The organism is Natronobacterium texcoconense (genome assembly GCF_900104065.1).
Taxonomy (GTDB): Archaea; Halobacteriota; Halobacteria; order Halobacteriales; family Natrialbaceae; genus Natronobacterium; species Natronobacterium texcoconense.
The window spans coordinates 1,314,189-1,329,187 of sequence record NZ_FNLC01000001.1 but is presented as its reverse complement, the minus strand read 5'-3'; the positions used below and the strand labels follow the sequence as shown (position 1 = coordinate 1,329,187).

The 14,999-nt window shown below is 52.9% G+C and carries 16 protein-coding genes and 1 tRNA gene; 9 read left to right on the top strand and 8 right to left on the bottom strand.

Translation table 11 applies throughout. The annotated features are described in order from the left end of the window. Positions 1-19 precede the first annotated feature (19 nt). The 4 genes from BLR35_RS20230 (at position 20) to BLR35_RS21215 (ending at position 5,616) form a co-directional block, all read left to right on the top strand. Positions 20-3,157 carry a hypothetical protein gene (locus BLR35_RS20230; RefSeq protein ID WP_139169251.1) on the top strand — a complete coding sequence of 1,046 codons (3,138 nt, stop codon included), beginning with the start codon at positions 20-22 and terminating at the stop codon, positions 3,155-3,157. Beyond that, the gene (locus BLR35_RS20225) at positions 3,154-4,497 is read left to right on the top strand and encodes a hypothetical protein (protein ID WP_139169250.1); all 1,344 of its coding nucleotides are present in this window, start codon (positions 3,154-3,156) and stop codon (positions 4,495-4,497) included. Before BLR35_RS20230 ends, BLR35_RS20225 begins: the two co-directional genes overlap by 4 nt. After that, a complete protein-coding gene (locus BLR35_RS20220; RefSeq protein WP_139169249.1) occupies positions 4,490-5,140 on the top strand; it encodes a hypothetical protein in 651 nt (216 codons plus the stop codon). Before BLR35_RS20225 ends, BLR35_RS20220 begins: the two co-directional genes overlap by 8 nt. Positions 5,141-5,457: 317 nt before the next feature. Next, on the top strand, positions 5,458-5,616 hold the full coding sequence (locus BLR35_RS21215) for a DUF7692 domain-containing protein (protein WP_449289331.1): 159 nt from the start codon (positions 5,458-5,460) through the stop codon (positions 5,614-5,616). A gap of 44 nt (positions 5,617-5,660) precedes the next feature. On the opposite strand, the gene BLR35_RS20215 is transcribed toward BLR35_RS21215, so the two are convergent. Together BLR35_RS20215 and BLR35_RS06685 are read right to left on the bottom strand one after the other, a co-directional pair. Next, positions 5,661-6,035 (bottom strand): hypothetical protein, encoded by a 375-nt coding sequence (locus tag BLR35_RS20215; protein ID WP_139169248.1) that lies wholly within the window; start codon positions 6,033-6,035, stop codon positions 5,661-5,663. A gap of 116 nt (positions 6,036-6,151) precedes the next feature. Continuing rightward, positions 6,152-6,337, bottom strand: a complete 186-nt coding sequence (locus BLR35_RS06685) for a hypothetical protein (RefSeq protein ID WP_090379149.1) — start codon at positions 6,335-6,337, stop codon at positions 6,152-6,154. Positions 6,338-6,406: 69 nt separating this feature from the next. Between BLR35_RS06685 and BLR35_RS06680 the strand changes: the two genes are divergently transcribed. Continuing rightward, positions 6,407-7,213: an HNH endonuclease gene (locus BLR35_RS06680; RefSeq protein WP_090379146.1), complete on the top strand. Its 807-nt coding sequence runs from the start codon at positions 6,407-6,409 to the stop codon at positions 7,211-7,213. A gap of 37 nt (positions 7,214-7,250) precedes the next feature. On the opposite strand, the gene BLR35_RS20210 is transcribed toward BLR35_RS06680, so the two are convergent. Then, positions 7,251-7,937, bottom strand: coding sequence for a hypothetical protein (locus BLR35_RS20210; protein WP_139169247.1), 687 nt, complete (start codon positions 7,935-7,937; stop codon positions 7,251-7,253). Between the two features lie 232 nt (positions 7,938-8,169). On the opposite strand from BLR35_RS20210, the gene BLR35_RS06675 reads away from it, so the two are divergent. Beyond that, positions 8,170-8,598, top strand: coding sequence for an HVO_A0114 family putative DNA-binding protein (locus BLR35_RS06675; protein ID WP_090379144.1), 429 nt, complete (start codon positions 8,170-8,172; stop codon positions 8,596-8,598). 113 nt (positions 8,599-8,711) lie between these two features. On the opposite strand, the gene BLR35_RS06670 is transcribed toward BLR35_RS06675, so the two are convergent. Then, positions 8,712-9,248 (bottom strand): hypothetical protein, encoded by a 537-nt coding sequence (locus BLR35_RS06670; protein ID WP_090379142.1) that lies wholly within the window; start codon positions 9,246-9,248, stop codon positions 8,712-8,714. Between the two features lie 229 nt (positions 9,249-9,477). Here BLR35_RS06670 and BLR35_RS06665 point away from each other — a divergent pair, with 229 nt between their 5' ends. Both BLR35_RS06665 and BLR35_RS21100 read left to right on the top strand, forming a co-directional pair. Beyond that, positions 9,478-9,738: a helix-turn-helix domain-containing protein gene (locus BLR35_RS06665; protein ID WP_090379139.1), complete on the top strand. Its 261-nt coding sequence runs from the start codon at positions 9,478-9,480 to the stop codon at positions 9,736-9,738. A gap of 114 nt (positions 9,739-9,852) precedes the next feature. Next, positions 9,853-9,987: a hypothetical protein gene (locus BLR35_RS21100; RefSeq protein ID WP_280139356.1), complete on the top strand. Its 135-nt coding sequence runs from the start codon at positions 9,853-9,855 to the stop codon at positions 9,985-9,987. Between the two features lie 585 nt (positions 9,988-10,572). Here the strand turns inward: BLR35_RS21100 and BLR35_RS20605 are convergent. Both BLR35_RS20605 and BLR35_RS06660 read right to left on the bottom strand, forming a co-directional pair. Further along, positions 10,573-10,746: transfer RNA gene (locus BLR35_RS20605), tRNA-Trp, on the bottom strand. Between the two features lie 49 nt (positions 10,747-10,795). After that, positions 10,796-11,710: a DUF5794 domain-containing protein gene (locus tag BLR35_RS06660; RefSeq protein WP_090379136.1), complete on the bottom strand. Its 915-nt coding sequence runs from the start codon at positions 11,708-11,710 to the stop codon at positions 10,796-10,798. Positions 11,711-12,135: 425 nt separating this feature from the next. On the opposite strand from BLR35_RS06660, the gene guaB reads away from it, so the two are divergent. Beyond that, the gene (gene guaB, locus BLR35_RS06655) at positions 12,136-13,635 is read left to right on the top strand and encodes an IMP dehydrogenase (protein WP_090379133.1); all 1,500 of its coding nucleotides are present in this window, start codon (positions 12,136-12,138) and stop codon (positions 13,633-13,635) included. A 130-nt stretch (positions 13,636-13,765) separates the two neighbouring features. Here the strand turns inward: guaB and cmk are convergent, their stop codons facing one another. Both cmk and BLR35_RS06645 read right to left on the bottom strand, forming a co-directional pair. After that, positions 13,766-14,377, bottom strand: a complete 612-nt coding sequence (gene cmk, locus BLR35_RS06650) for a (d)CMP kinase (protein ID WP_090379130.1) — start codon at positions 14,375-14,377, stop codon at positions 13,766-13,768. 91 nt (positions 14,378-14,468) lie between these two features. Beyond that, positions 14,469-14,954: a cupin domain-containing protein gene (locus tag BLR35_RS06645; protein WP_090379128.1), complete on the bottom strand. Its 486-nt coding sequence runs from the start codon at positions 14,952-14,954 to the stop codon at positions 14,469-14,471. Positions 14,955-14,999: the final 45 nt, after the last annotated feature.

Below are 14,999 nucleotides of genomic sequence, written 5' to 3'. Positions count from 1 at the left end.
CAGAACAAGTGATACTACCTTGCCTGACGAATTCAATGCTGACCCCACGGTCGCATGGGATACCAGTCTGAGTGATCGTCATCGGGAATTAGACCGTGAGCTAAATACTAAATTAGATGACTTTGAAGCTGGTCAAGGCTTGAATCCACTCGCTGTTGTAGGCCCCTACGGCGCTGGAAAGACCCAATATTTGTATGAAGTATGTCGTCGAGGATGGAAGCGGGATATCCCCGCAGTCTATACTGATCTGAAGACCATCCTGGACGCTCATGAATCATCGGACAAGCCAATCGTAGAATGGTTGGAAGAGAATATAAGCCAAGAAACATCAAAAATACTTAAAGGAGAAGACTCTGATTGGCTTCCGGAATTTCGAACTACAGAGCGAAAGGATGAATTCTATTCAAACTTCATTCAAGGTTCAAACATATCCACGGACAAAAGAATATTATTGATTGACGAAGTCGAGCAAAAATACGAAGAACTGGATGAATACATGGATGTGGATGACGCCAATCCACTACGTGAGATCCTTGACGGACTGACTGACATCTTTCAAGTTTGGAGCTTTGGACTCGTATCCGCCTACGAACTTATCGGAGAAGCCGATCGTAGGCGTTTTTCAGAAGCTCGTATCCCTATCATAGATGTTGACACAATTTGGGACCAACTCAACAACAACCACCAACCCACAACACTATCCAACGGTCTTTGGTGGCTCTCTCGAGGCCGTGCGGGTTGGATCACTAACCATAGCAGTAACTTACCTAGCGCTGAGGACTGGAATGACGATTCATTTATCAAATGGTTTGACGAATCCTCAAGCCATTCGTACTATGGCGCCGATTCAATTGCTCCAGTTTGGAGTGATTCGGATGTTCCAGGAAACAAATTGATCGATGCCAAGCGAACTGTTCTCTTCGAACAACCTGCCTATGATGATTGGATCATTGAAAGCACCAATACAGCCATTTCGGTTTCAGAGGCACATACAGTCCTTCTTGATGCAATTCAAAATCAAGCAGAATTATCTGGAGATGTATTTGAAATCATCAGTGACAACTTACTTGATGTTCTTGAAGGGTTTTCACCCCCGACTGGATGGGTAACTGAAGATACAAAAGCCAAAAAGAAGTTTCTTCCTAGTGGTGCCTTTTCGCGAGATGAATATATGGAGGGCCTTCTCAAGACGGTTATCGATTTTATTTCTTCTTTCGAAAAACGAGGTGACACAAGAAAAGACGCTACACAATTATTAGGCGACGTGGACATCACATCTATAGCAAATACTTGGTCAAATCTGTACGATCCCCTCGAAAAAATTGATGAGTATGACGTACAAGTGTGGACGGTGAATCCCGCCATCATCCGAGAGGCGTATCCCCCACTTGCTTTGAATCCTGAAGAATTGACTGAGATGGATACTATTGAACTTCGAAAGGCCAATTCATCAGCAATACGGTTTGATCCTCAGTTATCTTTCAGAGGCGGAAATCTGAAAGTTCGATTATGTCCTACAGAAGATGCCCTACAGTCCGTCTTTGAAAAACTTTCAGAGCAATCTGATGTCACTGAGACAACTGTCGTGTTACTCCCTGATAGTACGGAAGCTGAGAAATGGAGTATACCAACGCATGCTAAACGACTTACAGAACACGAACTACTGACTATTGAATATGTTGGTGGTCAACGTCTCTGGGACTTCATCCTACAACTGAATCACTATCTAGACATCCATGACTTTTCGGGAGTCATTGGGTCTGAACTTATTGAAAAAACGGTTATTCCACAAGCAACAGACGACCAGGTTCGAAATACAATCAATGCATTATTCACTGATTTAGAGCGCCTCGGGACTCAATCCGCTCGGAGTTCCAAAGCATCGTTCACCAACGCATACACATTGCAAGAAACGGAATATCTAATTTGGCAAGACCCAGCTTTGGATGGCCGAATGCCATATTATGGGAAGTCAAGCACAAGTGCCACGCCAAAACATGGGTTAGAGTATGGACTAGTATTTGCCGAGCGATCTATCAATAAGGACGTTCCCCATCAGCAACTCATATCTGCTCTGGAACAAGCCTACCACGAAGACTACGCACCGAACACCAGGTGGTTTCGAGCTCAGTATTTCTTTAATCGGGTATTCGAAGGTGAGAACAATGGGATTCATGGCCGTGCGATGGAGGTTCGGCACAAATACCTTACCGAAGATGGCCAACTTCGTCGTCCAGTCTTACGCTTGCAACGAGCGCTCGCATTTCTTTGTGAATTGAATAATGAAGGTAAAGAAGTAGTCTATGACAGAATAGTCCACATTAATAAAGATCGTGACGAAGAAGAAAAGGGCTTAGCGGTTCTGACCGATTTATCAGCGGGGAAGCGTCAGACCGAAGATCTCTTTCGAGGCTTATTATTAGAATGGGTTCTACATGAAGATAGCACTCTTTTGGTAGATGATCTTAAAGACCTGCAACATAAGCTCAATAAACTGGACAGGCGAATGGGCGATGTCAATGAGCAAATTGAATATCTAAATAAGAACATAGAACCACCTGCCGATGTTACAGACCTGGAACCGATACGATTCCAAGAATCAAATGTCTCTGCCTACCGTGAGAACATCCAAGCCGTTTCCGAGGGTGTCGGAGACTTAGCCACAGAGGTTGAGAATAATTCAAAACTCGCTGCTGCTGCAGCAGTCCTATGGAGTATCGCTGATAGATACGAAAGCGTCATGCAGAATGCCGTGGATCAGTTCCAAGATCCATTAGGGAAAGTTAATCTCTACTCAAATATTAACGAACTCAAAGATGAGTATCGCTCTCTTCGTAAGTGGTTAAATTCTACTACAACACTCAGCCAGACATCTATCAATCAGGCTGAGCTACAAACATTCTTAGACGAATTGGGAAGATGTGTGTTTGATTTCTCAACTCGATTAGGAACTTCAGAAGTTCCCATAGAACGTTCCGATCTTCTCGAAACACTGGATAGGCATGTTGAAGATGATGTGAATCAACTAAACCAACTCAATAAGAAAACAAAAGAGATCGATAATCAAGCCGCAGAAGCTGCAGAGTCGGCTGAAACGGTAGTAAATAATCTCCAAGAGTTCTCAAATTACATATCATTTCCAGGGGGTGAAGTATGAACCAGAAAGAGATTGAGGAGCGACGAGAGGAACTATTTACTAGACTGGGCTCAAAGTTGACTACGGCCCATTCTGAATGGGATCGATTAGCAACTCAGTTGGACAAATATCAAGAGACAGTAGAGGAGATTGAAGACCGGTATCCGAATCTACCAGAAGAAAAGCGGCAAGGGTTTGCATCGTCTCTGGATCACATCATTTCATCGCTCACTGACACAGATTCACCAGCAACGGTACTTGATACGAAAGATGAGTTGAAAGAAGCTTACGAAAACCCGCTAATTAGATCAATTCAAGAAAGTTATTTAGAGCTCTATGCAGAGCTGGGGGTTGAACTAACGGAGGATCAAGAAAGCGAAGTACGGGGGAAACTACGGGCTATTGCTGAGCAACATCCTGAACGCACACTTCAAGAAACAAATCAACTTATAGATCAAATTAGAGAATTATCTGATCCGGTAGTGCAAGTATTACGGAATGATATCGGTGATGCACCTACAGAGGTTACGAGTCCGGAATCGCTGAACAAGTATCTTGACACACTTGAAGAGCGCCATGCCACTCTGACATCACTCTCTGATCAACTCAGCAGATATGCGTGGGCTCCCAAGGAGCTGACGGCTGTCCATACTTGGGAGCCGTTATTACATTCAGACAAGGACATTGAAATTTCTGACCTTATAAAAGAGATTAACGAAAATGTTCAGTCTACACCAGATATAGTCCCATTAAAAAGTACGCTTAGAAGCGAGTTGCAAAATCGACTCGAGGAAATACGAAAACAACCTCGTGTCGTATTCAAAGACATTGCTAAGGGTGTTTCTAACATCGCAGAGAACATGAACCTGTTAGCCGAGGTCCAGGCTTTGTATGATATTATGGATTTTGAGAGTGAAAACATAGAATTTACAAACACAATTGAGAACTGGCAGAAAGAGATACCAGAAAGTCTTGGACAACTTCAACAATCGGTACAGACAACTACCCATCAGGTTAATAACTGGAGGAATACGTTGAGCGACCGGTGGCACTCAAAACAATCGACTCTATCTACCTATTCAAGTATTTTAGATGAAACACTACCTGAAAAAATCACTGAGCACATAGGTGAGGAGTTGCCAGTCGAAGAGAATATAGTTCGATCATATTCGGTTCTAACCCAGGCTGAATCCTGGATTTCTGATAGAGAAGAGGAAATACTTGAACATCTTAGTGAAGATGCTCAACGGTTATTTTATGCGCTTTCAGAACAGCGTATGTATGATATTTCCGAAGACGAGTTGGGTGCGTTAGAAGAATTGATGGATATTGTTAATATCAAGGTAGTGATGAATGAGTGACGAAATTGGCGCTATCTATCAGGACGCTGTTCCTGAAATAACTGCAGGTGAAACCAATGTGGAAGGTCTCACAATTCAGTATTTAAAATACGGCTATCAAATTGATACATTAAGTGATCTTTTCCCAATCCTTGTGACTCTTGATGATGGGAGAGGATTAGAGGACGTAAAGGAAATTGTTAAGGACGCACTCAGTGACACATCATCGTTTGATATTCGTGCTCCTGGTGGCTACGACCCACCTCCCGTTGACAACAACCGCACTCGTTGCCACGTCAAGTTCATATGCATCTCACCAACCACAGATCCGGAACTTGTCGATGAGGTCTCAACGCCACAAGTCATTCGGCTAATAGAATCCTTCAAACAGAAACTCGAAGCTGATGGGAACCTTTATCGACACAGCGGCACCGCTAATGGTGTAACATACGCTAAGTTCTTTCTTAATATCGGTCGTGCACATGAATTACAGCTTCCCTATCCAACTAGTAAACCCACTGACGAGGGCCAAGACTCTCAACTACAGACGACGATCCCTTGCTACATCCTCACTGAAACGACGCCAAACCCCACTGGAGATACCTCCAGTAGTCGCCGTGAATTGGTCACCATTCGCTGGACATACCCGGTATATTCTTTGTAACAGAGCCTTGGTGACGGCATCCTCAACGCATGTCTCCTCAGAGAAATGGGGTTCGCACGTCGCGAAGATCGATTTCCCGAATATGAACACGAGTCGAGAACGCCCGTGTTCATATCGAGCCGATTTCGAGTTCGATCGACTCGACGTCGACGCCGATCACGACGCACTCCGACACCCCTTTATAAAGAGTGATCGAGTGAGTCACCCGAAAAACTAGGAAATAAGGGGTCGTGTTCACGAGCATGGCTCGAACTGACGATGTTCCAGGCTCCGTTCGGACCCGTACCGGGGACGGGAACGCCTAGAGATACGACCAAATCGAGAAAGCCGCCGACTTTTGCGACGTGAACCGATCCGACTCCGTCGCCTTCGCCTGCCACGACGTCGTCAAGCTCGTCGAGCGTATCGAGACGGTTCTACAGCGGTCCGATCTCACGCTCGAGCAGCGCCACGAGATCGCCGAGACACTATTTTAAAGAGAATTTCGACGGTGGTCTCTATTTGCGTTCTGATTAATCTACTAAGATAGGGAAGTTAGTGCAGTATTCGTTCCGAAACCAGTCGCAAGCCCTGCAATAAATGTTAAACCCAGCATTGGGTCAAGATTTGCTAGAAAAACCATTGTAAGGATGAGTAAGGATAAAACCGCGAGGATACTCGCATTGTATATCATTTCCATTCTTAGTACTGATCTGTTATGTTCTTTATTTTCTCGCTGGATTTTCAAATATGTGTCTGCAGCCGAACTCACAATTTCTGACACAGTTTCTTCATCCATTTTTTGGAGAGAGTTACTTTCATTCTCATCAACTACTTCGGCTTTTGTGGCGTCTTCGTCAGAAGAATCCTCATTTGAGGAATTCTCTTTTATACCATCAGTATTGATCTCAACCATTGCTATCAACCTTGATTATATTTATTGAAAGAGATGTATTCAATCCTTTGTAACGAAATAGTACGTGCAGAGATCACACCAGCCCGTACCTAGCTGAAGCTTGGCACAAAATCGTCTCATCCCGTCTCGAGCGTCTCCCGAAACGAACCCTCGAGTGCCTCGAGGATCATCTCGAGTTGTCTTTCCTCTTCGAACAGCCCAATACCAGGCTTCCATCGCTCGTGTTTGACACTCGAATCAACCTCCGGAATAACGGACGCGAACTCGTCGGCTAACCGCTCGAGCACACCGACCGAATCCACATACCTACCAACACTCCACTCGGCCACAACTATCTCTTCGCTCGACTCTCCAATTCACTGTAAGCCCCGATGATCGAAGACATTCCGGCCGTCGCCGACCTCGAGCAGGGCGCGACCTACCATCGGATCACACTCCACGAGGAGTACGGTGGGACGCAGTTCCGCGGAATCGCGCCCTGCAAGGACCACCCGTACGTGTTCCTGTTCGCGGGCGACGCGGGCGAGGAACACGGCTACAGGGACGAGTTCCGCGGTGACACGTTCATCTACACCGGCGAGGGCCAGGAGGGTGACATGGAGATGACCGGCGGGAACCGGGCGATCCGCGACCACCGCGAGGACGGCCGCGAACTCCACCTCTTCGAGAGCAACGACGAGGCCTGGAGTATCACCTACGTGGGAGAGTTCGAGTACGACAGCTGGTTCACCGACCGACTCCGGGACACGAACGGGAACGAGCGCGAGGCGATCCGGTTCCGACTCGAGCCCGTCGACGACGAGGTCGCGATTGAGGCGGACGACCTCGAGGCGCTGGCCCTCGAGACGCTGTACGACCGAGCGAAAGGCAACTCGGTATCAGAGTCCGAACTCGAGGGGGCGACCCAGATGCGCTACTCGCGCTCGGAGGCCGTCAGGGAGTACGCGCTCCGGGCTGCGGAGGGCGTCTGCCAGGGGTGTGGGGAGCCAGCGCCGTTCACTGGGAGGGATGGAGCGCCGTTTCTCGAGGTGCACCACCTCCACCGCCGGAGCGACGGCGGGCCGGATCACCCCGACAACGTCGTGGCGCTCTGTCCGAACTGCCACCGACGAGTGCACTACGGGGAGGACGGTAAGACATTCAATCGAGAACTAATTGCTAGAACAGAAAATCAATAAATCTGGGAGTTAAAGCCAATACTTTCTGGATTATAATCTATTGTTCCAGTTGGTTAAACGTTTTTTCGATTGCTTTTTTAACCTTATCGTCAATATCAGATTGTCTATTGATCTCAACGGTCAGTCTGAATGAATCACTCCATTTCCAATTGGAAGGGATTTTGCGCGCTGATGGGATAGAAGAGTTCGAAATAGGGTTTTCATTAACACTCTTCTTCGCAGACCCGTCAAAGTGTATATTTACGTGATTTTCTCCACGGCTTGGCTGGACAGTCATGAATGCATATCCTAAATAACCTGGTAAATCAGGGTAATATGTCACCCCATTATTCGATTCTTTTAAATTATAATTTTCTTTTCCAGAAACTTGTTGGACAACATCGTCTATCTCAAGAACAAGTGAGACTAGGTTAGCTGGGACTTGAGATCTAATAGTTTCTTCCGGATTCTTTTTGCTCTCTTCTACATAATCGTCTATCCCCATATTCTGGTTTCTACATTGCTTCTCTAAATCATTTATTCGTTTTTCGAGTTCTTCTATCCGTTCAGCGAGTTTTTGAGAATTATCTGACGGTTCCTCGCAGGTATCGTATGAGTCTCGTAAATTATGCCGTGAGTATAAAATCAGGCGTATGTAGTGAGACATCGAGATATCGTTCTTTTCGGCTTCTCGTTCCAGTTTTTCTCGTAACTCGTCTGGAACTCGGGTAGATATTTTCGCCATATATATTCTCTCTGCTTAGTGAACACAAAATTGGCGGTGTGATATGGCAGATTTCGAGGAAAATATATTCCTGACCTATAAATTGAATTCTCCGAAATATCTCCTAGTCACTTCAATATCATAGTGAGTGTCGTCCTGCATATCGAAAATCTCGGGTTAGAACGGTTTTGGCACCGAATTACGAGTCGGTTTCGAACAGTTATTCAAATAACTCTCGACAGAACACGAGACCATGAAAACGCTCTACATCACCCTCGAAAACCGCGATTCCGTCCGGGAGAAAACCCTCGAGCGCGTTCGCGACGCGGCGGACAGCGAGCCAGCCGACCTCAAGAATCGAGACGACGAGGCGATCGTCGCGTTTCCCTCCTACGACGTGTTGACGACTCACCTCACGCCAGTTCGTCTCGAGCTGGTCCAGGCCATTGCCGAACATGAACCCGAAAGTGTGAGTGAGACGGCTGATCTCGTCGAGCGAGACGTCGGGGACGTTTCACGGGATATCCAGCGACTCGAAGCGATCGGTCTGCTCGAGGTAGACGAAGGCGGCCCTGGACTCCCGACACAGCCCGTCGTTCCTTACGATCGACTCGAGTTCCGGATCGATTACCCACTGGTCGAGGATTCGGGATCCGACGGTACGCCGGCGAGTATCGCGTGATCTCGAGTCCGGTCTTCGGTACCTGCAGTTACGATAGACCAGTGTATGAAATTCGGCAACCGGCTGTGCAACAGTCGAAGACGGGCTACCACTGCAGTGACTGTCGTTGTTGCTCAACCGTCGGTTCCTTCCTCGACGAACAGACTCTTCTCGAGCGGCACGAACTCGTGAAACGTAGCCGTCGCCATTCTGTAGCCGATTGCCACGACCGACGTAGTGTCTCGAGTGTTTCCCTCGTCGACGTACTCGAGGCCGTCGTCGGTCTGGCGGTAGTCCGCGTAGAACGGCGTCGCTGCGCCGTCGAAGTGTAGTCGGAGGATACGCTCGTCGGTGACGTTGTCGACCAGATGCTCGAGCCTGTCGTCGCCGTCCAGTCGCCCAATTGTCTCGTAGACCTCGAGTGTGCCGGTACCGTTGTCTTCAGGGTAGACGACGTGCTCGAGTGGCTCACCGCAGATAAGACACGTTGCTTCGTCGCCGTCCCGTTCGGCGAGCACGTAGCTCTCGACGGTCGGACACAGTCCCGTCACGTGGGTGTCGTCGTCGCTGGATCTCTCACCTGTGATAGTTGATCGTTCCGTACGGTCCGTCGTCGACGGTGCATCTACCGTGTCGGGGCCTTCAAGGTCCCGCGATTCGTTCTCAGACATGGCTTGCGTACTGCGGTTACGCGAGCCACTCGATCCGGTGCCCCAAACACCGGGTCGTCTTCTCGTACCTGCCCTGACGATCGGCCAGACCCACGTAGGACTCGCGCTACCGAATAACTATTTTCTAATTACATAAATCTGTGCTTAGCAATTCTATAGGCTGTGGGAACAATTCTACAGTGTTGCTTTGGACCAATTTCAATAAAACGTAGTCGACATTTATAAAGAGATGCGAAAACGCGCCGAGTGGATGACGCGGGCAGACGACGAGATCCTCGAGTTTCTCGACTCTGAGGGGGGAGGAACGCCGAAAATGATCGCCGACGGAATTGGGAAGACGAACAACTACGTCGGCGAGCGGTGCCGAAAGCTCACCGAACTCGGGCTGCTCGAGCGACCATCCCGTGGATTCTATCGACTGACTATAGAAGGGGAACAGTATCTCGCAGGCGAACTCGACGCGAGCGACCTCGAGTCCGCCGAGAAATAGAGCGCCCGATAGTGACCGGGATCGAGCGTTCTATAGAATTTCGTAATCAGTCGGACGCTGGTACTCCGTTCCGGCTGAACATGACCCATTATCCAGCGACTCGAGGCGATCGGTATGCTCGCGGTCGAGGACGGTGGACCCGCCCTCCCGATGCAACCTGTCGTTCCCTATGATCGACCCGAGTTCTGGATCGACTATCCGCTAGTTACTGATTCGGAACGGGACGAGACACCAGCAAGCGTTGCGTGATCTGTTGTCTCGCCGGCTAGATCCCTCGAGTGGACCGACCTCGTATACGAGGCGGTTGCCGTGCTGTAACTGCTGGACGTGCTACCCGACCGACGCCGCCACAGCTATCGACGTTCGTTACCCGCTGTTTGTGGAACTCGAGGGAGATCCGCCACCGCCCCAGAGTTGTTTGCCACCAATACACATACTTAGAATTTTCTATACATGGGGTTATTTGACACCCTCCACAGCTACTTTATCCACACTGGCCAATTTTCCTCCGGGTTCTTTGGTGGCACCCACCAAAGAAACCTGGCACCGTCTCTCATGCTACACTCGGGCCTGAACCCCCGAGACCCGGTGCTTTTCGCGAGAGCAATTCTCGATAGACGGACGACTGTGCTCGTCGCTGTCACCTCGCAGACGTGGCTACCCAGATGAGACGGCGCTGGATGGCTGAACCCGTCGATCCAGTGCTGTAGATGGATTCCGAAACTGCAGTGGTCGGAGACATTTGAGCCAGAAGACGGGCAAAGCGAGTACTCTGGACTTGAATCTCACCGAATCACATACCTGTCGCTCGCGGGTTTGCTCGCGACAGAAGTATGGGGTCGGAGGGATTTGAACCCCCGATCGACTGATATCTCCGGTGCGCCTCGGAACTCCAGAGGGTCATCACACGAACGCTGATCAGGCGTTCGATCAGTATATCAGTCTGGAGTGTCGTCCCGGGCGCGTGCCTCTGGAGTCAGTCGCCATGCCTGGCTTGGCCACAACCCCTCGCCTTTTCGTAAGGGGATGCCCCCTAAATTGGTTTCGATTCGAGCTATCACAACCAGGGGGCCCGGCCTTCGCTGTCCGTCGTGTCGTCACCGGGATACGTCTCCTGGTCGCCGGACTCGGCACCGTCGCCCGATTCCTGCTTCTTCCGGCCGTAGGCACCCCAGTTGCCGCCGTCCGGCAACGGTCCCGTCCCCACCGCCGGGGCCAGTGACTCGTCGTCGTCCTCCTCGTCGCGCTCGAGCGGCGGGTCGATCGCGAAGATAGCGGCGACGATCAGTGCGGCCAGTGGTGCCTGACCGAAAGTGTCTGCCACCAGCGCGATCGGTAGCAGACCGAGCGCGACCGCGCTACCGAATCGGAACCGGTCGATGTCCATGTACTTGCGCAGGTACGGGCCGCCGAGTGCGACCCCGAGCGCGAAGACGACGCCGACGACCGCCGCGAGCACGGAGTTCGCGACCAGCGCGGGGTCGTCCATCACGGCGAACGTCGCACCGTTGGGATCTAAGCTCGCGATCAGTCCGAGCCCGATGATGACGGCGGGGCTCGGCAGGTACTCGCCGATCGTCGCGCTCGCGGTCTTGGCCGCGATAGCGAGGATGACGAGCGCCGCGAACCGTTCGAAGATGACGATCTCGAGGACGCTCTCGATCGCCGGCGCGAGCGCCGCTTGCACGGCTGCAAGCAGTATCAACGGGATGCCGACCAGCAGGACGACCTTGGCCTGTTCGCGGGGCGTCCCGGTCATCTCCGCCAGGATGACGGCGACCGTTGCGCTCCCGCCGAAGATCAGCAGGCCGACCTGAACGGCTCCCATGGGATCGTCCAGTGCGCCGGCGAGAATCAGCGCCGGGAAGATGCCGTCGATCAACGGCAGCATCATCACCAGCGCCAGCAGGCGAGCGTTACCACCGACTAACGACTCGAGGCGGAGGGCAACCGGGTGTTCGGACGAACTCATGGCTTAGGGTCGATGGCCATGACCCGAGGCCTGTGGGTGATATGACGGACGTTCCCGTTCGGGTTGTGACTGGTGGCAGGATCGAAGCAGGTTCCACCAGTTCGTCCAATTGAGGCCCCGTGCTGTGAGTTTAATTTTCCCGAATGTAAATTTGGAGGCGGAGACGGCACTCATCCGACCACCGATTCGGGCTTCGCTGGAACTCACAGCGTACATACCCAGACCGATGGCCGGATTGTCAATAAACGTTGTGTGAGACGGCCTTTCACGATACATTTGTCCGTAAACACTAACGCCCAGATACGGCTCGCGATGTACGGATCTGGAGTTGGCGTCTATCGACCGGAGCTATGGAAACTGTGCCGTCCATTCACAGCCGGGTTACATCTCGCAACGTTTTTTGCTCGCGGGTCCGGACGGATTACATGGCGAACGACGTTCCACAGCACGAGCCCTATTCTTCGAAACTCCAGGTACCGGAAGCGCTGACGTTCGACGACGTCCTCCTCCGACCGAAGGAGAGCCGGGTCGAACCGGACGACGCGGACCTCACCTCGAAGGTATCGAAAAACGTCGAGGTTTCTGTCCCGATTCTCTCGGCCGCGATGGACACCGTCACCGAGAGCGACATGGCAACCGCGATGGCCCGCCACGGCGGACTCGGCGTCCTTCATCGCAACATGAACATCGACGAGATGGTCGAGGAGATCGAGCGCGTCAAGACTGCCGACGAACTCGTCATCCCTGCCGAGAACGTCGTCACTGCCGACCCCGAGATGTCCGTTCGCGAAGTCGACAACCTGATGGCCAGCCAGGGCGTCGGCGGCGCACCCGTCGTCAACACGCGCGGTGAAGTGCTCGGCATCATCTCGAGTACGGACATCCGCCCGCACCTCGAGGTCAACGAGGACGACGCGGTCACGGAGGCGATGACCGACGAGGTCATCACGGTCGACGAGGGCGTCGATCCACGCGATGCGTTCGACTTGATGTACGACCACAAGATCGAGCGCGTGCCGGTCGTCGACGACGAGAATCTCCTCGTGGGGCTCGTCACGATGCAGGGCATCCTCCAGCGTCGCGAGTACAAGGAGGCCGTCCGCGACGAGGACGGCCGCCTGCGCTGTGGTGTCGCCGTCAGCCCGTTCGAGCAGGATCGTGCCGAGGCTGCAGACGAGGCGGGCGCGGACGTCCTCTTTATCGACACTGCACACGCGCACAACCGAAACGTCATCGAGGGCGCCCGCGAGATCAAATCCGCAGTCCAGGCGGACGTCGTCGTCGGTAACGTCGGCACCCGCGAGGCTGCCCAGGAACTCGTCGATTTCGCTGACGGGATCAAGGTCGGCATCGGTCCTGGTTCGATCTGTACGACCCGCGTCGTCTCCGGTGCGGGCATGCCCCAGATCACGGCCGTCGCACAGGTCGCCGACGTCGCAGCCGAACACGACGTTCCCGTCATCGCGGACGGCGGCATCCGCTACTCCGGTGACGCGATCAAGGCGGTCGCCGCCGGCGCGGACGCCGTCATGCTGGGCTCGTACTTCGCCGGAACCGACGAAGCTCCCGGCCGCGTCGTCACGATGAACGGCAAGAAGTACAAGCAGTACCGCGGCATGGGATCGGTCGGCGCGATGAAGTCCGGTGACAGCGACCGCTACCTGAAAGAAGAGCCCGACGAAGAGGAAGACTACGTCCCCGAGGGCGTCGAGGCCGCGACGCCGTACAAGGGCACGCTCAAATCCGAGCTCCACCAGCTTGCCGGCGGAATGCAGTCTGGCATGGGCTACGTCGGCGCGGCGACGGTCCCCGAATTCAAGGAACGCAGCGAGTTCGTTCGCGTCTCCTCGGCTGGACAGGCCGAGAGTCACGCCCACGACGTCGTCATCACGGACGAAGCACCGAACTACTCGCCGGATAACTGATCGCCCAGGACACCGTCGACCCGTTCGAGAGCCGCCGTCTCTATTCTATTTTAGAAGAGATACCATCGCGGGCGGACCGTCTTCTCGGGTGAGATGCCTGCTACGTACCGGAGTTCTCTCCCCCGCGAGGCTACACGTCCACGTGTGGCGTCTCGAACGCTCCCTCGTCGCGTTCGGTGTCGTACTCCTCGAGCGCCATTCGAACGAGTTCGAACACGCCCTCCTTGCTCCAGCGGGCAGTGTTGATCGAGAGGTCGTAGAACTCCCGGTCGTCGATGTCGATCTCGTAGTACGACTCGTAGCGGCCGGCTTCGCTGACTTCGCGAACGCGCATCTCCGCTTCCGTCTCGACGCGATCCTCGATCCGGCGAGCGCGGACCTCTTCGGGGGCGTCGAGCCAGATCCGGAGATCGGCACGGTCCCCCGCGAGCCACCCTGCAAGTCGCGACTCGAGGATGAACGGCTTGTTGGCCATTCCCCACTTCTCGGCGATCGTCTGCAGTCGCTGGTCGAGCGCACGGTCGATCTCGTCGGACGCTTCGGCTTTCGCTGTGAGTTGGGTGAGGCTCAGTTCGCGTTCCTCCGCGAGTTCCCGGAAGATGTCGCCGCCGGAGACGTACGGGCAGCCGATCGCCTCGGCGAGTCGATTACAGAGCGTCGTCGCACCACAGCCCGGCGGTCCCGAGACGGTGATGAAGAGAGTGGTATCGATCTCCGCCGTGGGTGTGTCTTCCGTACTCATATTCGGCCCGAACACGGGTCAGCGTGAAAAAACGCCCGACCGTTGCGTTGCCGGGACGCTCGCCGATACGAATAGACGCCAGGAGACGCGGTCAGTCGATCACGAACGAGTCTCCACACGCCGAACAGGTCAGTTCGAACCCCCCACTGTCGGTGATGGAGAGTCCGTGGCCTTGCTCTTCCTCGCAGCGACGGCAGAAGACCAGCGACTCGATCTGGTCCCAGTCGTGTTTGGCACCTGGCGCACCGAACGCGAAGCCGACGACGCGTTCCTCGGCGTTCTCGGCGTTGTACCCCTGCTGGAAGTCGCCGGGCGCAAAGCGGATCACCTCGCCGGCCTCGACGGTGATCTCGCCCTCGTCGGTGTCGAAGACGGCGGTTCCCTCCTGTACGTAGAACACTTCCTCCTGATCGTGGTGGGTGTGATAGCCGCTCGAGAACGCCTCGCCTGGCTCGAGTTCGAAGTAGTTCATCGCGAAGTCCGTGAAACCGAGTGCCTTCGAGACCGGGCGTCTGACCGAGTGGACGTCGCCGGGAGCGACCTCGAGGTCGACGTCGTCGATCGCGGTTTTCTCCATGGGCCGACGTTCGTGAACGTTCACTATAAGTGTCGTGATACCACT

Coding starts and splice junctions, on each gene's coding strand:
- BLR35_RS20225 (WP_139169250.1), top strand. CDS start 3,154: ATGAACCAGAAAGAGATTGAGGAGCGACGAGAGGAACTATTTACTAGA.
- BLR35_RS20220 (WP_139169249.1), top strand. CDS start 4,490: ATGAGTGACGAAATTGGCGCTATCTATCAGGACGCTGTTCCTGAAATA.
- BLR35_RS20215 (WP_139169248.1), bottom strand. CDS start 6,035: ATGGTTGAGATCAATACTGATGGTATAAAAGAGAATTCCTCAAATGAG.
- BLR35_RS06680 (WP_090379146.1), top strand. CDS start 6,407: ATGATCGAAGACATTCCGGCCGTCGCCGACCTCGAGCAGGGCGCGACC.
- BLR35_RS20210 (WP_139169247.1), bottom strand. CDS start 7,937: ATGGCGAAAATATCTACCCGAGTTCCAGACGAGTTACGAGAAAAACTG.
- BLR35_RS06675 (WP_090379144.1), top strand. CDS start 8,170: ATGAAAACGCTCTACATCACCCTCGAAAACCGCGATTCCGTCCGGGAG.
- BLR35_RS06670 (WP_090379142.1), bottom strand. CDS start 9,248: ATGTCTGAGAACGAATCGCGGGACCTTGAAGGCCCCGACACGGTAGAT.
- BLR35_RS06665 (WP_090379139.1), top strand. CDS start 9,478: ATGCGAAAACGCGCCGAGTGGATGACGCGGGCAGACGACGAGATCCTC.
- BLR35_RS21100 (WP_280139356.1), top strand. CDS start 9,853: ATGCTCGCGGTCGAGGACGGTGGACCCGCCCTCCCGATGCAACCTGTC.
- BLR35_RS06660 (WP_090379136.1), bottom strand. CDS start 11,710: ATGAGTTCGTCCGAACACCCGGTTGCCCTCCGCCTCGAGTCGTTAGTC.
- guaB (WP_090379133.1), top strand. CDS start 12,136: ATGGCGAACGACGTTCCACAGCACGAGCCCTATTCTTCGAAACTCCAG.
- cmk (WP_090379130.1), bottom strand. CDS start 14,377: ATGAGTACGGAAGACACACCCACGGCGGAGATCGATACCACTCTCTTC.
- BLR35_RS06645 (WP_090379128.1), bottom strand. CDS start 14,954: ATGGAGAAAACCGCGATCGACGACGTCGACCTCGAGGTCGCTCCCGGC.